At 72.3% G+C, this 16,434-nt stretch carries 15 protein-coding genes; 4 read left to right on the forward strand and 11 right to left on the reverse strand.

Features of this window, described 5'->3' with window-relative positions; translation table 11 throughout:
* Positions 1–18: 18 nt before the first annotated feature.
* The gene (locus DP939_RS17010; RefSeq protein ID WP_113981683.1) at positions 19–3,024 is read left to right on the forward strand and encodes a S8 family serine peptidase; all 3,006 of its coding nucleotides are present in this window, start codon (positions 19–21) and stop codon (positions 3,022–3,024) included.
* Here the strand turns inward: DP939_RS17010 and DP939_RS17015 are convergent.
* The 5 genes from DP939_RS17015 to DP939_RS17040 form a co-directional block, all read right to left on the reverse strand.
* Entirely contained in the window at positions 2,971–3,660 is a 690-nt protein-coding gene (locus DP939_RS17015; protein WP_113981684.1) for an alpha-ketoglutarate-dependent dioxygenase AlkB family protein, read from the reverse strand. The two genes, DP939_RS17010 and DP939_RS17015, sit on opposite strands and share 54 nt — an antisense overlap.
* A complete protein-coding gene (locus DP939_RS17020) occupies positions 3,660–4,169 on the reverse strand; it encodes a hypothetical protein (RefSeq protein WP_113981685.1) in 510 nt (169 codons plus the stop codon). The genes DP939_RS17015 and DP939_RS17020 overlap by 1 nt, the downstream gene beginning before the upstream one ends.
* Before the next feature lie 456 nt (positions 4,170–4,625).
* Positions 4,626–5,348: a 2OG-Fe(II) oxygenase gene (locus DP939_RS17030; protein WP_113981686.1), complete on the reverse strand. Its 723-nt coding sequence runs from the start codon at positions 5,346–5,348 to the stop codon at positions 4,626–4,628.
* A gap of 36 nt (positions 5,349–5,384) precedes the next feature.
* Positions 5,385–5,876 carry a methylated-DNA--[protein]-cysteine S-methyltransferase gene (locus tag DP939_RS17035; protein ID WP_113981687.1) on the reverse strand — a complete coding sequence of 164 codons (492 nt, stop codon included), beginning with the start codon at positions 5,874–5,876 and terminating at the stop codon, positions 5,385–5,387.
* A gap of 66 nt (positions 5,877–5,942) precedes the next feature.
* Complete coding sequence (locus tag DP939_RS17040) at positions 5,943–6,539, reverse strand: helix-turn-helix domain-containing protein (protein WP_113981688.1); 597 nt, start codon at positions 6,537–6,539, stop codon at positions 5,943–5,945.
* Positions 6,540–6,631: 92 nt separating this feature from the next.
* Here DP939_RS17040 and DP939_RS17045 point away from each other — a divergent pair, with 92 nt between their 5' ends.
* Together DP939_RS17045 and DP939_RS17050 are read left to right on the forward strand one after the other, a co-directional pair.
* Positions 6,632–7,603: an NAD(P)/FAD-dependent oxidoreductase gene (locus DP939_RS17045; RefSeq protein WP_113981689.1), complete on the forward strand. Its 972-nt coding sequence runs from the start codon at positions 6,632–6,634 to the stop codon at positions 7,601–7,603.
* A complete protein-coding gene (locus tag DP939_RS17050; protein WP_113981690.1) occupies positions 7,600–8,841 on the forward strand; it encodes an MFS transporter in 1,242 nt (413 codons plus the stop codon). Before DP939_RS17045 ends, DP939_RS17050 begins: the two co-directional genes overlap by 4 nt.
* Here the strand turns inward: DP939_RS17050 and DP939_RS17055 are convergent.
* The 6 genes from DP939_RS17055 to DP939_RS17080 form a co-directional block, all read right to left on the reverse strand.
* Positions 8,819–11,170 carry an ExeM/NucH family extracellular endonuclease gene (locus tag DP939_RS17055; protein WP_113981691.1) on the reverse strand — a complete coding sequence of 784 codons (2,352 nt, stop codon included), beginning with the start codon at positions 11,168–11,170 and terminating at the stop codon, positions 8,819–8,821. The genes DP939_RS17050 and DP939_RS17055 overlap by 23 nt on opposite strands.
* Positions 11,171–11,395: 225 nt before the next feature.
* Positions 11,396–11,917 carry a hypothetical protein gene (locus DP939_RS17060; protein ID WP_147268027.1) on the reverse strand — a complete coding sequence of 174 codons (522 nt, stop codon included), beginning with the start codon at positions 11,915–11,917 and terminating at the stop codon, positions 11,396–11,398.
* Between the two features lie 59 nt (positions 11,918–11,976).
* Positions 11,977–12,840: a hypothetical protein gene (locus DP939_RS17065; RefSeq protein WP_113981693.1), complete on the reverse strand. Its 864-nt coding sequence runs from the start codon at positions 12,838–12,840 to the stop codon at positions 11,977–11,979.
* Positions 12,841–12,873: 33 nt separating this feature from the next.
* Complete coding sequence (locus DP939_RS17070; RefSeq protein WP_113981694.1) at positions 12,874–13,890, reverse strand: zinc-dependent alcohol dehydrogenase; 1,017 nt, start codon at positions 13,888–13,890, stop codon at positions 12,874–12,876.
* Positions 13,887–14,885 carry a Gfo/Idh/MocA family protein gene (locus DP939_RS17075; protein WP_113981695.1) on the reverse strand — a complete coding sequence of 333 codons (999 nt, stop codon included), beginning with the start codon at positions 14,883–14,885 and terminating at the stop codon, positions 13,887–13,889. Before DP939_RS17075 ends, DP939_RS17070 begins: the two co-directional genes overlap by 4 nt.
* The gene (locus tag DP939_RS17080) at positions 14,882–15,502 is read right to left on the reverse strand and encodes a polysaccharide deacetylase family protein (RefSeq protein WP_158578599.1); all 621 of its coding nucleotides are present in this window, start codon (positions 15,500–15,502) and stop codon (positions 14,882–14,884) included. Before DP939_RS17080 ends, DP939_RS17075 begins: the two co-directional genes overlap by 4 nt.
* A gap of 143 nt (positions 15,503–15,645) precedes the next feature.
* Between DP939_RS17080 and DP939_RS17085 the strand changes: the two genes are divergently transcribed.
* Positions 15,646–16,434, forward strand: a complete 789-nt coding sequence (locus tag DP939_RS17085) for a GntR family transcriptional regulator (protein WP_113981697.1) — start codon at positions 15,646–15,648, stop codon at positions 16,432–16,434.

Raw genomic sequence — 16,434 nt, forward strand, 5'->3', positions numbered from 1 at the left:
TCACGCGAAGGAGAGCACGTGTTCCACCGCTCACCGCATCGGACCCGTCCCCGGATGATCCCCGGGGCGCTGGCCGGACTGCTCGCCGTTGTCACCCTCATGGTTCCCCAGGCCACCGCACACGCCGAACCCGAGAACAGCAAGATCGCCGCCGCCGTCCGCACGGATCTGAAGGACGGCAAGGCCGCCTTCTTCGTCCGCCTCAAGGGCGAGGCGAACCTCACCGCCGCCCGCACCGCCACCACCAAGGCGGCCAAGGGCAAAGCCGTCTACGACGCCAAGAACACGTACGCCGCGAAATCCCAGGCCCGGCTGCGAAAACTGCTGACCGAACGGAAAGCCGAACACGAGCCGTTCTGGATCGTCAACACCGTCAAGGTCACCGCCGGCGCGGACCTGGCCAGGGAGATCGCCGGACTCCCCGAGGTCGCCGCCATCGAGCCCATCGGCAGGGCCGAGGTCCCGAAACCCCGGACGGGCAAGGCCCGGCCGAGGGTCACGACCGCGGACGATCCCGTCGAGTGGAACATCGACCGGATCAAGGCGCCGCAGGTGTGGGACGAGCTGGGCGACCGGGGCGAGGGCATCGTCGTCGCCACCATCGACAGCGGAGTGGACTTCGAGCACCCCGCGCTCGCCGCCCAGTATCGCGGCAGACACCCCGACGGCTCCGTGGATCACAATTACAACTGGTTCGACACCTACCGGGGCTGCCTCGATCCCGCCCCCTGCGACCCCACCGCGCACGGCACCCACGTGACCGGCATCATGGCCGGTGCGAACGGCATCGGCGTCGCTCCCGGCGTCAGGTGGATCTCGGCCAAGGGCTGTGATCCCAACTGCCCGGCGGACAAGCTCATCCGGGCGGGGCAGTGGCTGGTCGCGCCCACCGACCTGAACGGCCAGAACCCCCGGCCCGACCTCGCCCCCGACATCGTCAACAACTCCTGGCGCCTGAACAGGTTCGACGATTGGTACAAGGGCGTCACCAGCGCGTGGGCCGCCGCTGGGATCTTCGCGACGTTCGGCAGCGGCAACGACGGCGCGGTGTGCGGCAACACGGCGACTCCCCCGGGGTACGTGGACACCTACAGCGCCGGCGCCTTCGACGTGAACGGCGTGATCGCCGGCTTCTCCAGTAGGGGCCCGGGCGAGAACGGTGAGATCAAGCCGAACATCGCCGCCCCCGGGGTCGACGTCCGGTCATCGGTGCCCAACGGCGAGTACCGCAGTGAGGAGGGCACTTCGCAGGCATCCCCGCATGTGGCGGGCACGGTGGCACTGCTCTGGTCGGCGGCGCCCTCGCTGCGCGGCGACATCGCCGCCACCCGGGCGCTGCTGGACGGCGGTGCGATCGACACGGCCGATCTGAGCTGCGGCGGGACCGCCGCGGACAACAACGTCTACGGTGAGGGCCGCCTGGACGCCTACGCCGCGGTCCAGGCGGCTCCGGACGACCCGCTCGGCACGCTGAGCGGCACCGTGACCTCGAACGGCTCGCCCGTGTCCGGGGCGGAGGTGACGGTCACCGGGCCGCTCCGCCGTACGGCCGCCAGCGGCGCGGACGGCGCCTACAGCATGCCGCGCCTGCCTCCGGGCAACTACCAGGTGGCCGTGACCAGGTTCGGCTACCAGAGCGCGACATCGACCGTGACCATCACCGACGGCCAGACCACGACGGCGAACCTGACACCGGTCCGGCTGCCGCACGCGACGATCACCGGGACCGTCACCGCGGGTGGCACCCCGGAGAAGGACGCGACGATCACATCGCCCGGGACGCCGGTCAAGACCGTCACCGACGCCACCGGCCACTACTCGATCGAGGTGCCGCACGGCTCCCACACGCTGAAGATCGCCGGTGCGTCGAACTGCGTCAACGCGGGCACCACGCAGATCACCGTGACCGGGAACATGACCAAGAACATCGACCTGACCAGGCGTACCGACGACTTCGGCCACACCTGCGCGGTCGGCACCGAGCCGTACGTCGCGGGTACCACGAAGATCACCATCCCGATCGGGGAGGGAGCGAAGCTGGCGCTGCCGTTCCCGGTGCCGCTCTACGGCACGACCTACTCCGACATCTGGGTGTCCGAAGATGGGTTCGTCTCCTTCGTTCCCTCCTTCAACTCCGTGGACAACGGCCCCCTGCCGGATATAGACAACGACTTGGCCGTCTACGCCTTCTGGGATGAGCTGTTCATAGACGACCAATCCGGTGTCTACACCAGCACAGTGGGCACCGCTCCCCACCGATCCTTCGTGATCGAATGGCGGAACGTCGCCTTCACCCAGCCTGCGAACGAGCTGCGCAGCTCCATCTCGGCGCTGCTCGGCGAGGACGGCACGATCAGCTATCGCTACAAGGACATCGGCCCGGCGGTCGAACAGGGCAGCAGCGCCACCATCGGCATCGAGAACGCCGACGGCACCGACGCCCTCCAGTACTCCTTCGACACCCCCTCCATCCGCGACGGGCAGAGCCTGACCTTCACCGCGAAGGACTTCGGCGTGGTACGCGGAAAGGTCACCGACGCCAACGACGGCCAGCCCCTCGCGGGCGCGACCGTCGAATTCCCACACGTGGCCACCTTCACCACCGCCGCCGACGGCACCTACGGCGGCCAGGTCAGGGCGGGCAACCACCAAGTGAAGGTGTCCAAGCAGACCTACGGCACCCTCACCCAGAACCTCACCGTCCCCGCCACCGACGTCACCACCAACGACGCCGCCCTCATCACCGGGAAAGTCACCGCCGCACCCACTTCACTGACCCTGAACGGCACCACCAGCGCCACCATCACGCTCACCAACAGCGGCACCGCACCCACCCCCTATGAGGTGACCACCGAGGACGCCTGGCTCAGCGTCTCCCCCGCCACCGGCGGACTCCTCCAAAACCAATCGGCCACCATCACCGTCACCGCCGCATCCCCAGGACCCCACACCGGAAAACTCCTCGTCCACTCAGCCAGCGGACGGCAACCGACCATCGAGATCCCCGTCACCGTGACCCCGTAGCGGATCGGCCAGGCCGGTCACCCGCATCGTGATGTTCAACCGGCCACCGGCCAGCCCGGTGGCCGGGTCGGCGGTGCCCGGGTGGACCTTGGGGACGCCGTGATAGGCGTACCTGGACGGGCCGCCGAACACGAACAGGTCGCCCGAGGCCAGGAGGAGGTCGTTGTAGGGCCTGCTCCTGTTCTCGGTGTTGCCGAAGCGGAAGGTGCAGGTGTCACCGATGCTGAGCGAGACCACCGGGGCGCCGGACTTCTCGTCCTTGTCCTGGTGCATGCCCATCTTGGCGGCGGCGTCGTAGAAGTTGATCAGGGCGGTGTCCGGTGTGTAGCCGCCGTGGTCCCCGTAGGCGGCGGCCAGCGCGCGGCGGCCGAGGTCCACCATCCAGCGGGGGAACTCCGCCACCCGGGCGCCGTTCACGTCGCCCGCGGTGCGGGTGTACCGGTACGGCCGCCAGTGCCAGCCGACGCACACCGTCTGCACCGACATGACACCGCCCCGGGGCAGCACGGTGTGGCGCATCGGCACCGGTCCGGTCGCCCAGGCCCGGCACGCCGTCACGAGGTCGCGCTGCTCGCCGAGGGACAGCCAGCCGGGGACGTGGACCGCGCCGGGCGCGATCTGCCTGGGCGAACTCATCACGACCGCCTCTCCCGCACGGTGACCAGGTTACGGCCGGCCTCCCAGACCTCGCCGCCGGCGGTCGCGCCGCGCAGGCCAAGCAGGGTCCCGGGTCCGGCCGCCGCCACGCCGCGCGCGGCGGAGGCGAACCCGAAGGTCCGTTCCGGCCGCCAGGCGGTGCTGTGCCGCAGGCGGCGGCTCATCTGCGCCCAGCCGGGCGCGCCCGCGGCCACCACCCACGCGTCGGGATCGCCCGCGACCATGCGCCGGGCCTGACGCAGCCACGAGGCCGCCTCCTCCGGCCAGTCCACCACCGCCAGCACGTGCAGGCCCATACCGGTCCAGGCGTCGGCGAACGCCCCGGCCGCGGCCACCGAGGCGGGGTCGCGTCCGTGCCCCACCGTGACCGCCTCGATCCGGGGCCGCTGCACGCGCAGCAGATCAAGGAGCGCGGCCAGTTCGGCCGCGGTGTGCGGGGCCGGCCGTACCGCACGGGCCACGGGGATCAGTGGCGACCGCGGTCTCATCCCGGCTCCCCATGAAGGCACGGTAGCGGGCGGGCAGGCACACCGCGCACGGCCGGTACCCGGCCGAGAGCGCGGTCGCCTCGTCGGCGAAGAAGACCCGCTGCCCGATGTACCCGCCCCGCGCGATGGCCCGCAACGCCGACGGGCAGTCCAGCCTCCCGTACAACCGCCCGCGCCGATACCCGCCCAACGTCCCCGGAGTCCGGCTCAGGTAGGGCCGCCCGTCCGCACCGATCAACGTGTACATCGTCTCGCCTCGTGAAACACCGGCCCGAACGCACGCCGCGCCCCGGCACACCCGCCCGCCGCCCCGGGCGGCCGGGCGGCCGTCCGCGTCGATCAGCGTGACCCTCGGGCCGCGTCGTGGAATACCGGGCCGGGCCGGCCGAGCTCCCGTCGGGGACCGCCCGCGGTCCCAGGAAACCAGGCGGTCGTCGATGCCGATCCGCGGGCGTGTCAGGACGCGTCATGGAACACCAGGCCGAGGGTGCGTCGCAGGCCGGTGCGTACCGTGCTGACGCCGTGCCGGACCGGGGCGGCCGACCAGCCGCGGGCCGAGGGCACCGGGCGGTCGCGGGTGGTGAAGACCAGGCCGTGGCCGCGGGGTAGCAGGGTCACCGTGCCGCGGGACTGGGCCCGGGGTCGTTGCTCGACCATCAGGAACTCCCCGCCGGTATAGTCGCCGCCGGGCTCGTCCAGGCCGACCACGACCTGCATCGGGAAGACCAGGTCCCCGTACAGGTCGCGGTGCAGCGCGTTCCAGTCGCCCGCGCGGTAGCGCAGCAGGATCTGGGTGGACTTGGTCTGCCCGGCGCGGTGGCACATGTCCAGCCACTCGTCCAGGGTGTCCGGCCAGGGCGCGGGCCTGCCGAGCCGCGCGGCCCAGTCCCGGGCGATGGGCAGCAGCCGCGGGTAGAGCGCCTGCCGCAGTTCCTCGATCGGGGCCGGGAACGGGCGGTTGAAGTAGCGGTACTGACCGCGGCCGAACCGCAGCCGTTCCATGTCGATCGTGGACCGGAACAGCGCGGGCTCGTCGTAGAGCGCGGCTATGTCGCGGCACTCGGCCGCGGTCAGCAGCGGGCCGGTGAGCGCGCAGCCGTGCGCGTTCATCTCCCCGGCCAGCGCGTCCTGGCCGATCGCCGCGACGCGCTCATCCGGCCGGGTCTGTGTCGACGTCATCGTGATCGTCCTTTTCTCTCCTCGGGTGCGGGCCGGTCACACGGGCAGCGTCTGCTGCGCGGCCTCGTGGTCCAGCAGGTACCGCTTGCGCTCGACGCCGCCCGCGTACCCGGTCAGCGCGCCGTCCGCGCCGACCACGCGGTGGCAGGGGCGCACGATCAGCAGCGGGTTGGCGCCGACGGCGGCGGCCACCGCCCGGACGCGGTCGCGCGGCGCGCCGGCCCGCTCGGTGAGCGTGCCGTAGGTGATGGTCTCGCCGTACGGGATGGCTTCGAGCGCGGCCCACACCCGTTGCTGGAACGCCGTCCCGCCCACCGTCACGTGGTCGAGGTCGAAGCCGGTGCGCTCACCCGCGAAGTACTCCGCGAACCGCCGCCGGACCTCCGCGAACGCCTCGTCGTCGCGCCGCCCCTGCGGCCGTACGCCCGCCTGATCGGAAAACCCCACGCTCACCAGGGCGACGGCGGGCCGCTCCGCCACCACCAGCAGTTCGCCGAGCGGGCCGGCGATCGTCGTGTGGATCCTCATGTCCGCCCCTCCTTCCGTTGGCGTCTCTCCCTGTTCAACACCATCGGGCGGGGAAAACCTCGGCGGTTATCGGACCTCTCGCTCGGTGCGGGGCCTGGCGCGCATGTGCATGCGTTCGCCCTGGCGGCCGAACAGGTTGAGGACCTCCACGGGGGTGTCGCCCGCCGGGCCGAACCAGTGCGGCAGGCGGGTGTCGAACTCGGCGGCCTCGCCCGGTCCCATGATCAGGTCGTGGTCGGCCACGATGAGCCGGACGCGTCCGGACAGGACGTACATCCACTCGTACCCTTCGTGCGTGACCGGCTGCGGCTCGTTCTGCGTGGCCGGGATGATCGACTTCCACGCCTGTAGCGGGCCCGGCTGGGTGGTCAGCGGGAGCACGGTACGCCCGTTGCGTACGACGGGCTTGGCGCGGATGCGCGGGTCGCCGACCTCCGGCGCGCCGACCAGTTCGTCCAGCGGCACCTGGTGCGCCTGCGCGATCGGCAGCAGCAGTTCCAGGCTGGGACGGCGCTGCCCGGACTCCAGCCGCGAAAGGGTGCTCTTGGAGATGCCGGTGGCATCGGCGAGTGCGGACAGGGTCACCCCGCGCCGGGTGCGGATGTGCCTGAGCCGGTTGCCGACCTGGGCCAGCGTGGTGTCGATCGAGGATCGCTGCTCCATGGGTCCATTTCAGCCCCGCCGTCCCAGAAACGGCAACAAAAGTTGTCATTCGACCGGGGCGACCCGCACCATCGGGGCCGGAGGTGAACGTCATGATCGAGACGATGAACGGCCGGAACACCGGTGCGCGGTACGACGTCGTGGTGGTCGGCGCGGGAGCGGCCGGACTGAGCGCCGCGCTGCTTTTGGGGCGGGCGCAACGCAGCGTGGCCGTGATCGACGCCGGGGAACCGCGCAACGCCCCCGCCGCGCACATGCACGGCTTCCTGTCCCGCGACGGGATGCCCCCGGCCGCCCTGCTGGAGGCGGGCCGGGCCGAGGTCGCCCGGTACGGCGTGCGGCTGCTCCGGGGCCGGGTGGCGGAGATCGAGCCCGGCTTCTCCGTACGGCTGGAGGGCGGCCCGGTGCTCGGCGCCCGGCGCATCCTGGTCGCCACCGGCCTGCGCGACGAGCTGCCCGGCATCGCCGGGGTGCGCGAACGCTGGGGCAAGGACGTCCTGCACTGCCCCTACTGCCACGGCCACGAGGTCGCCGGACGGCCGCTGGCCGTACTCGGCACGCACCCGGGGGCGGTCCACCAGGCGCTGCTGCTGCGGCAGTGGAGCGAGGACGTGGTCTTCCTCCCGCACACGCTCGACCTGGCGGCGGAGGAGCGGGAGCGGCTGGAGGCGTTCGGCCTGCGCATCGTCGAGGGCGAGATCGAGCGCCTCGTGGTCGAAGGGGACCGGCTGCGCGGCGTCGAACTCGCCGGTGGCCGGGTGCTGCCCCGCGCCGCCGTCTTCCTCTTCCCGCGCATGGTGCCGCACGACGGGCTGCTGACCGGCCTCGGCTGCGCCATGGACGACAAGGGCTGGGTCATCGCCGACCGCACCGGCCGTACCGGCATGCCGGGGGTCTGGGCGGCCGGGAACGTCATCGACCCGCGCGCCCAGGTCATCACCGCCGCCGGAATGGGTTCGGCCGCGGCCTTCGCCCTCAACGCCGACCTGGTCGACGAGGACGTCCGCCGCGCCGTCGAGCGCCACCGCACCTCCTCGCCGCGTACGGCGGGGGCCGGCCGGTGAGCGCCGAGGCCGTGCAGGAGCAGGGGCCGAGCGTCCGGGGGAGGTTACCGCCGGCGGTCTACCTGCTGTCCTTCAGCCTGTTCTCGATGGGCAGCGCGGAGTTCCTGCTGGCCGGGGTGCTGCCTGCGGTCGCGGCGGATCTGCGGATCACGTTGTCCTCCGCGGGGGCGCTGATCTCGGCGTTCGCCGTCGCGGTCGTCGTGGGCGGGCCGCCGCTGGCCATCGTGACGCTGCGGCTGCCGCGGCGGACGACGCTGGTGGTGACCCAGGTGGTCTTCGCCGCCTGCGTCGCGATCGGCATGGTCACCGACGCCTACCCGGTGCTGCTGGTCACCCGCTTCGTGTGCGGGCTCGCCTACGCCGGGTTCTGGGCGGTCGCGGCGGTCACCGCGATCGGCCTGGTCCCGGCCGACCGGGCCGCCCGCGCCTCCGGGGTCGTCGTCAGCGGGCTCAGCCTGGCGATGATCGCCGGTGGCCCGGCCGGGGCGATGCTCGGGTACTTCACCGGCTGGCGGGGCGGATTCTGGGCGGTGGCCGCGTTCACCGTCGCCGGGGCCGTTCTGACGCTCGTCGCGCTGCCCGCCACCGGCGGGCACGGCAGGGCGAGCGTGCGCGGCGAGCTTCGCGTCATGGGCCGCCCCGGCCTGTGGGTGGTCTACGCCGTCACCCTGCTGAGCACCGCCGCGTACATGATCTCCTACAACTACCTGGCGGCGTTCCTGACCGACATCACCGGTATCCCCGGGATCTGGGTGCCCGTGATCCTGACCCTGTTCGGCGTCGGCGCGTTCGCCGGGCTGTCCATCGGCGGCAGGATCGCCGACCGGCTGCCCACCCAGGCCCTCCTGGCGGGGGCGCTCGGGATCGCGGCCTGTTCGGTACTGCTCGCGGTGTCGGCCCGGCACGCGCCGGTCGTCGTCCCGCTGGTGCTGCTGCTCGGCGTCGCCGGGTTCGTGCTGAACCCGGCGATCTACGGACGCGTGTTCGCCATCGCCGCCGGCGCGCCGACCCTCGCCGGGGCCACCACCGTGTCGGCCTTCCAGCTCGGCATCAGCCTGGTTCCGGTACTGGCCGCCACCGCGCTCGACGGCGGGGGCGGGCTCGGCGCCATCCCCTGGGTCGGCGCCGGCCTGGCCGCGCTCACGGCCGGGTTCGTCCTGCTGGACCGGACGATGTCCCGCGCGGGCTCGGCCGGGCTCGGCGCCGGACAGCCGGTCAGAACAGGTTCAGGCCGATGAGCACGGGGTCGTGGTCGGAGGAGCGGAAGGCGTCCGGCCGGTAGAGGGCGGGCGGGTTGTACTCGGTGTTGTAGTCGAGAATGAGCGGTTCGTCGGCGTTGATGTGCCAGATGGTCGCGCCGGTCACCTTCCTGAGCAGGCTCCGGGCCACCAGGGCGTGGTCGAGTTCGCCGGACAGGCCGTCGAAGACGTAGCTGTAGCGCAGCGGGGCCGGCACGAACCGCTTGGTCACGCTGGACAGCCCGCCCGCCTCCAGGGTGCGGATCGGGTCCTCCTCGCCGTAGGCGTTGAGGTCGCCGAGCACGAGCGGGTTGGTCAGGCCGAGGGAGTCGATCAGGCCGAGCACCGCCTTGGACTGGCGTACGCGCTCGGGGTTGAAGCAGCTCTGGCCGTCGCCCTGGTCCTGCTCGGGGCCGGTGGCCCCGTCACAGCCCTTGCTCTTGAAATGGTTGACGATCATGGTGAACGGCGTGCCGCCCTTGGCCCTGCGGAAGGTCTGGATGAGCGGGGGCCTGCGGAAGACCGGGTCGGCGGAGGAGCGGGCGGCGCCGACCGGGGTCAGCTTGGCGGGCTTGTAGATGATGCCGACCTGGATCGCGTCCGTGCCCGGGTGCGGGTGGCGCAGCGCGGCGTAGGCGTCCTTGCCGGCCTCGGCGTTGAGCGCGCCGACGAGGGCGTCGAGGGCGGTCTGGCCGTTGTTCTCGACCTCCATCAGGCCGACCGCGTCGGCGTCCAGGCCCTTGAGCGCGGCGACCAGCTTGGCGAGCTGCCGCTGCTGCTCCTGGGCGGTGTCGGCGCCGCGCGAGTCGAGCGTGGTGAACCAGTTGAGCGTGTTGAAGCTCGCGACCTTCACGTTGCCGGACACCGGGAACGGCTTCCGCGGGCGCGGGTTCAGCGGCAGGAAGCGGACCTGCTTGGTCGGCTGCAGGCGGTAGCTGCCGAAGCCGTACCCGAGCACGCCGGTGACGCTCAGCGCGGTGTCCCCCACCCGGACGGCACGCGGCCGGGTATAGGGCACGTCCGGCGGGTTCTGCACGGTGGAGCCGTCGTCGATCAGCAGGCGGCGGCGCTCGTCGCGCCCGGCGTCCACCCCGCCCCGGTCGGTCGGCTGGTACAGCCGGCCCCCGGAGGAGACGGTGACCTCGCCGAACCGCCCGAGCTGGTAGTGCTCGGTCACCGACAGCGGCCCGGCAAAGGTGACCAGCATGTTCTCCAGCGGCTCGAACGTCTCGCCGGACGCGCGCGGCAGGGTGCGGACCACGGGCCTGATCTTGCCGGTGCCGCAGACGTCCACGGCGGTGACCGGGGACAGTTCGGTCCAGCCGTTGTACTCCACGGCCCGGCCGGTGACCAGCACCCGGTCGCCGGCCTTGACGTCCTTGAAGGAGTCACGGGCGAAGGCGAACACGCCCTCGGAGGTCGCGCGGTCGGCGTCGGGCGTCGGGTCCTGCAGGAAGAACCCGCTCAGCTCGGTGGACTTCTGGAAGTCGCCGGTCACGACGCCCTCCACCCGGACGGTACGTCCCGCGAGCGGGGTCGACTCACCGCCGCCCTGCACCTCGGCGATCTCGTGGGTGGCCGCCGTCTCACACGGCTCACCCGTCGGCGTCGGCGTCGGGGTGGGCGTGGAGGTCGGGGTGGGGCTGGGCGTCGGCTCCACGTCGCCGCACGGGGCCGCGGGCGTGGCGGTGTTGCGCGGCGCGGGCGCGGCCGCGGTGAAGTCGGCGGCGTTGTCGTCGGTGTCGGCGCAGCCGTCGCCGCCGCGCAGCGCGGCGGTGGCGTTGGTCAGCGCGGGCGCCGCGGCCGGGCCCTCGAAGTAACCGGCGTTGCCGTACCCGACGAGGTCGAGGATCAGCGCCGCCTGCTCGGGCGCGCAGGGGGTCGAACCGCCGTTGCAGGCCAGGCCGGTGGCCGAGCCGACCAGGGCGACCTTGCCCGCCGATCCGCTCATGTTGATCGAGCCGGTCGTGTCGGCGGCGGGCGGCGGCGATCCGGTGGCGCCGCCGGCCAGCCGGACGAGGTGGTACTGGCCCGGGGCCAGGGTGCCCGACAGCGCCACGACGGGGTTGGCGCCGAAGTGGCCGGTGCCGGTGGCGCTGGCGTACTGGACGGACCAGCCGTCCAGGGACACCGCGGCGCTCCCCCGGTTGAAGAGTTCCACGAAGTCGTTGGTGAGGGTGGCCCCGCTGTTCCCCCCGCCGCCGTAGACCTGGCTGACGACGACGGTGCCGGGTGCGGCGGCGGCCGGTGGCGCGGAGAGCGCCGTCGCTCCGGCGGCGGCCACGCCGACGGCGACAAGGGCGGCTAACGCCCGGGTTGAAGCACGCATGTACCGGAGCGTAGGCAGGATTTGCCGCTAATCGCTGATCTATGCGCTGTTGTATGGAAAAAGTCTGCAGGTGTTCATTCGCCGGGCTCACCGGGCGGCGCTCCACGCGCCCGCGGCCGGGTCGCTCTCATGCGTCATCACCCGCCGCTCGCGCCGGGACGGACCGGCCCCCTGTGGCCCTCCCAGCCGCGTCTCGCGCGGTTTTCGCGCGACCCCGTGTCACGCTCAGGTGGTGAAGATCTCCTGGACCTTGACGATCGCGCCCTTGTGCACCGTGATCAGGGCAGGAGCGGGCCCGAACTTCTTCGTGCGCTCCAGCAGGACCTTGGTGGAGCACCGCTTGGCGCCCAGGCTGGCGTTGTCGTCGTAGGACGTGCCGTTCGGCGAGATCTTGCACCCGTAGGCGCTGTAGAACCGCATGTCCTTGGCGATCGGCGAGGCGTACGCCATCACGTCGTACTCCGGCGGGCCGACGAAGTGCGCGCCGGTCTTCTTGGTGAGCTTCCAGCGGATCGGCTCGTACTCCGCGATCCCGCCGCGCACCTCGGTGATCCAGCCGCGCAGGATGCCGTTGCGCCGCGGGTGCAGGCCCTTGCTGAAGTCGTGGTGCGGGTCGGCCTGGAACTTCGTGCCGAAGACCTTGGGCTTCTTGTAGTGCGGGATCGCGGCGGCCTCGGCCGCCACCCCGGGCAGGATGATCGCCGCGGCAGCGCCCGCGATCACCAGCGTCCGAATCAATGATTTCATGGTCTTTTGGAGTGACCTGGAAGCTTCCAGGTTCACCGAAAGAGGTGTGACTTACGTCACTAGAGCGACCGGCCCAAGGGGACCAGTCGCTCCGGGGCGATGGGGCGGAACGCCGGGAGTACCGCGACCAGCTCCTCCACCTTGACATGGAAGCCGCCGACCTCCACCAGCGCACCCGCGTGCAGCGCGTAGACGACGGTGTAGCCGTTCTCCAGGCGGGTCGTCCAGACGCCCGGGGCCGCCTCGCGGCACGGCTCGACGGACTTCCACGCCCAGTTCGGCTCGGGATGAGCGCAGACCGCCTTGGGAGTGCCCGACTTCGCCGGAGCGACCCGGACCTCGATCCACCGCTGGTCCGCCGGGTCGTCCGGGTGATATTCGAGGCTCAGAGTGTCGGGGAGGTACACCTCCTCCAGGCCGTCGAGCTGAAATCCCGGGATCTCGGGAGCGACCAGTGGGAAGTCCACGGCCCGCAGCTTGCCGAGGCGCTCGCGATCGTGCAACACGCCGGCCACCGGCTCGGCGGCGAAGCAGGCGATGATGATCGCGCAGAGGGCGATGGCCCGTGCGGCATTGGCACCGGGCGCGAACAACCAGGCGATCAGGAAGTAGCCGGTGAACACGGGAAGGCCGAGCGTGAGCACGTCCGTCACGCCGTTGTCGGGAATCCAGTCGTCGAAGGCGATCGGCAGCGCCATCAGGGCGAACATGGCGAACGGCGCGAGGGCTCCCACCAGCGGCCACCAGGGCACCTTGGCGGCCCAGCCGAGCAGTTGGGCCAGGATGAAGATGCCGAGGATCACCCCCAGGAACGCGAGGCCGTCATCCCCGTCTTCGGTGGCCGGCACCCCGAACGCGCGGAAGAGTTCGAGCGTCACCCCGAGGGTCGCGCCCACCACGGCCGCCCTGATCAACACCGGCATATCGTGATCTTTCCGTACGTGTGCCGGTCGGCGCTAGTCGTGCGTCAGTGCCCTCCAGTCGAAGCAGATCGCGCCCGCAGGCGCCCCGCCCCCGCTCAGGCCTTCGTACGTCCGAACCGCCTCCAGAGGCGAGACACGGGCGGCGATCATCGCGGCGGTGCGGAACGCGCCCGAGGCCAGGCGGCGGAAGTACAGCTCGGTCACCGCGTCGCGGTTGAGCGGGCCGGCGGACGGGTCGTCGGAGACGATCCCCGCGTGCGCCCCGAGGATCGTCAGCGAGTCGCTGACCACGCCGGGCCCCAGCATCTGCCGCGACGGCGTGGGCGTGTCGCCCAGCAGCACGACCCGGCCCAGGGGCCGGGCCAGCCGTACCGCCCGGGCGAGCACCGCGGTGCCGCCGGTGACCTCGAACACCACGTCGGCCATCGCCCCGCCGGTCAGTGCGGCCAGCGCGGGCCGGGCCTCGGAGGCGGGCATCGCCAGTACGTCGGTCGCGCCGCCCGCCAGCGCCAGGTCCAGCCGCCGGGCGTCGGGGTCGATCGCCACGACCCGGGCGGCGCCGTGCGCGACGGCGTACTGGACGACGAGCTGCCCCACCGGGCCGAGCCCCAGCACCACGACGGTCTCGCCCATGGCGATCGCGGCCCTGGCCGCACCGGCCGCGGCGGTGACGACCAGCGGCACCCACACCGCCTCCTCGTCCGGCACCGCGGCGGGCAGCGGGCGCGCCTCGCCCTCCTTCAGCGTCACGAACTCCTGATGGGGGGCGTAGGACTGCACCCGGTCACCGGGCCGCAGGCCGGTGACCCCCTCGCCCACCGCCGCCACGACCCCGGCCATGCTGTACCCGGGCCGGAACGGGTATCGCACCCACTCCTCCCAGTTGGACCCGGGATCGAACTCCCCGCGCAGGCAGGCCAGCTCGGTGCCCGGACTGATCAGCGAGAGCGTCGAACGGCACAGCACCTCCCCCGGCCCGGGGGCGGCGACGTCCTCTTCGGCCACGCGTACCGCGCCAGGACCGGTGAACTCCACGAACCACGACTTCATCGGTCCCTCCCGAGGACGACCGTCCGCCCGCTGGACGCGCTCTGGTAGGCGGCCTCGATGATCCGCATCGAGGTGACGCCGTCGGCGGCGCCGGGGGCGGGCTCCGCCCCGGCCAGGGTCGCCAGGAAGGCGCGCATCTGCGCGTCATACCTGCGCTGCACGGCCTCCTCGGAAAGCTCGGCCGCGAGCGACACGACCGGCTCGGCCCCGGCCCGCACGAGCGTGCCGGGGAAGGTCTGCGCGTAGCCCCCGGTGCCGGACACGCGCACGCTCCCCGAGGGGCCGGGCGCGTGCGGGTGCCACCAGCCCGCCTCGACGCCGGAGGTCACCCCGCCCTCCCAGACGATCGTCAGGATCGCGGTGTCCTCGACCGGCAGGTCGCGGTAGTGGGCGCCGCAGTGCGCGGTGACGCTGACCGGCTCGGGGTCGCCGAGCACGTACCGGGTGGCGTCGATGGCGTGGACGCCGAGGTCCATCAGCGCGCCGCCACCGGCCAGCGCGGGATCGGTGAACCAGCCGTCCGGGCCGAAACCGGCGTGGACCGCGTACGCCGTGGTGTGCACCGGGCGGCCCAGCGCCCCGTCGCGGACCAGGCGGCGCAGCCAGCCGATCTGCTCGTCGAAGCGCAGGCAGTGCGCGAGCGTCACCCGGGCGGGCCCGTGCTGGGCGGCGGCGATGGCCCGGGCCTCGGCGGTGGTCATGGCCATCGGCTTCTCCAGCAGCACCGGCAGCCCCGCCGCCAGCGCCTCGATCGCCTGCCCGGCGTGCAGCGCGTTGGGCGTGGCGACGACGAGCGCGTCCACCTCGCCGTCGGCCAGCAGCCGGTCCAGGGCGAGGTAGCGGCGGGTGAAGCCGTACCGCTCGGCCAGCGCGGCGAGGGAGGGCTCGCGGTGGTTGACGGCGGCGACCAGTTCGCCACCGGCGGCGGCGATGGCCCGCGCGTGATGATCGGCGATGTAGCCGGTGCCGGCGATGGCCAGGCGCGGCCGGCTCATCCCAGCTCGTCCAGCCGCACGAAGCGGGCCCCGGCGGCGCGCAGGCCGTCGATGACCTGCGGCATGGCCCGGCCGGTCGCCGGGGTCCAGGGGTGGAACAGCAGCACCGCGCCGTCGCCGTGCGCGGTGGCCTGCTCGATGACGGTGCGGACCACCTGGGGCCCGGTGGCCTTGGCCCGCCAGTCGAAGGGATCGACCTGCCAGCCCACCTCGCGGTAGCCGAGCCGGTCCAGGGCGGCCAGCACCTCGGGGTCGTCGGCGCCGTCGCCGTAGGGGCAGCGGAACCAGGGGCGGGGGTCGTGCCCGGTGGCGCGGCGGACGGCCTGCTCGGCCTGCCGTACGTCCTTGGCCAGCCCCTTGGCCGATAACCAGGTCATCGGCGTGTGGTGATGGGAGTGGTTGCCGATCAGATGGCCCTGCCGGGCCAGGTCCCTGGCCAGGTCGGGGTACGCCTGGGCCCAGCGGCCCTGGACGAAGTGCGTCGCCACCACGTCGCGCTCGGCCAGGGTGCGCAGCACGAGCCGGGTGCCGTCGGGGTGTGCGGGGCGGTCGTGGTGCTCGACGTCGAAGGTCAGCGCGACCCGCCAGGAAGCTTGGGATTGGGGGGAGTTCGCCACGTCTTGCCTACCTCTGTATCGAGGGAGCCGCTGATTGCCGTATTGACATGGGTATCGGCCATGGCGATTATTGCTGACAACATTATCATCAATCAACTGCTTGGGTGTGATCATCGTCCTGAGCAGGAAGGACGGGACACCAGATGGCCCGCTACCGGCTGGAGTCTGGCCCGACCCCCCTGCACCATCAGGTGTATCTCTCGCTGAGCGCCGCGCTGGACGAAGGGGAATGGCGGCTCGGCGACCGGCTGCCCCCCGAGCGCGAACTGGCCCGCCGTTACGGGTGCAGCCTCATCCCGGTACGGCGGGCGCTGGACGAGCTGAGCCGCGAGGGCCGCCTGGAGCGGGTTCGGGGGCGCGGCACGTTCGTCCTGCGACCCCGCCCGCGGCTTGAGGTCGAGATGGGCTACGGCGGCAGCTTCGCCGACCTCATGCGCATGCACGGCAGGCACCCCGAGACCAGGGTGGTCGACGCCCGGATCGAGCCGTCCAACGATGCGGTGGCCGCCGCGCTCGCGCTGCCGCCGGGCGAGCCCGCCATCTATCTCGAACGGCTGCGCATCGCCAACGGCGAGCCGCTGATCTTGGAGCAGGTGCACCTGCGGGCCGCCCGCTTCGAGGGCCTGCTCGACCACGACCTTGAACGCAACTCCCTGTACGACCTGCTGATCGAGCGGTACGGGGTGGTCATCGCGCGCGTCCGCGAGGCCATCGAACCGGTGCTGCTGCGGACGCACGAGGCGTACCTGCTCGACCAGCCATCAGACCGCCCGGCCCTGCTCGTGGAGGGGATCGCGTACGGCCCAGAGCCGGACGTCGAGCCGATCGAGTTCACCCGCAGCTACATGCGGGGCGACCGGGCCCGCCTGTCCTTCGAAGGAAGGATCCTTCGCCCGCCCCGGCCCGGCGCCGGGGCGGCCGGCACCCCCTGA

The sequence above is a fragment of the Spongiactinospora rosea genome (assembly GCF_003315795.1).
Taxonomy (GTDB): Bacteria; Actinomycetota; Actinomycetes; order Streptosporangiales; family Streptosporangiaceae; genus Spongiactinospora; species Spongiactinospora rosea.

Bases quoted from the DNA above. Each gene is read 5' to 3' on its own strand.
- DP939_RS17085 (WP_113981697.1), top strand. From the start codon at position 15,646: ATGGCCCGCTACCGGCTGGAGTCTGGCCCGACCCCCCTGCACCATCAG.
- DP939_RS17035 (WP_113981687.1), bottom strand. From the start codon at position 5,876: ATGAGGATCCACACGACGATCGCCGGCCCGCTCGGCGAACTGCTGGTG.
- DP939_RS17040 (WP_113981688.1), bottom strand. From the start codon at position 6,539: ATGGAGCAGCGATCCTCGATCGACACCACGCTGGCCCAGGTCGGCAAC.
- DP939_RS17060 (WP_147268027.1), bottom strand. From the start codon at position 11,917: ATGAAATCATTGATTCGGACGCTGGTGATCGCGGGCGCTGCCGCGGCG.
- DP939_RS17065 (WP_113981693.1), bottom strand. From the start codon at position 12,840: ATGCCGGTGTTGATCAGGGCGGCCGTGGTGGGCGCGACCCTCGGGGTG.
- DP939_RS17075 (WP_113981695.1), bottom strand. From the start codon at position 14,885: ATGAGCCGGCCGCGCCTGGCCATCGCCGGCACCGGCTACATCGCCGAT.
- DP939_RS17020 (WP_113981685.1), bottom strand. From the start codon at position 4,169: ATGAGACCGCGGTCGCCACTGATCCCCGTGGCCCGTGCGGTACGGCCG.
- DP939_RS17055 (WP_113981691.1), bottom strand. From the start codon at position 11,170: ATGCGTGCTTCAACCCGGGCGTTAGCCGCCCTTGTCGCCGTCGGCGTG.
- DP939_RS17070 (WP_113981694.1), bottom strand. From the start codon at position 13,890: ATGAAGTCGTGGTTCGTGGAGTTCACCGGTCCTGGCGCGGTACGCGTG.
- DP939_RS17015 (WP_113981684.1), bottom strand. From the start codon at position 3,660: ATGAGTTCGCCCAGGCAGATCGCGCCCGGCGCGGTCCACGTCCCCGGC.
- DP939_RS17030 (WP_113981686.1), bottom strand. From the start codon at position 5,348: ATGACGTCGACACAGACCCGGCCGGATGAGCGCGTCGCGGCGATCGGC.
- DP939_RS17045 (WP_113981689.1), top strand. From the start codon at position 6,632: ATGATCGAGACGATGAACGGCCGGAACACCGGTGCGCGGTACGACGTC.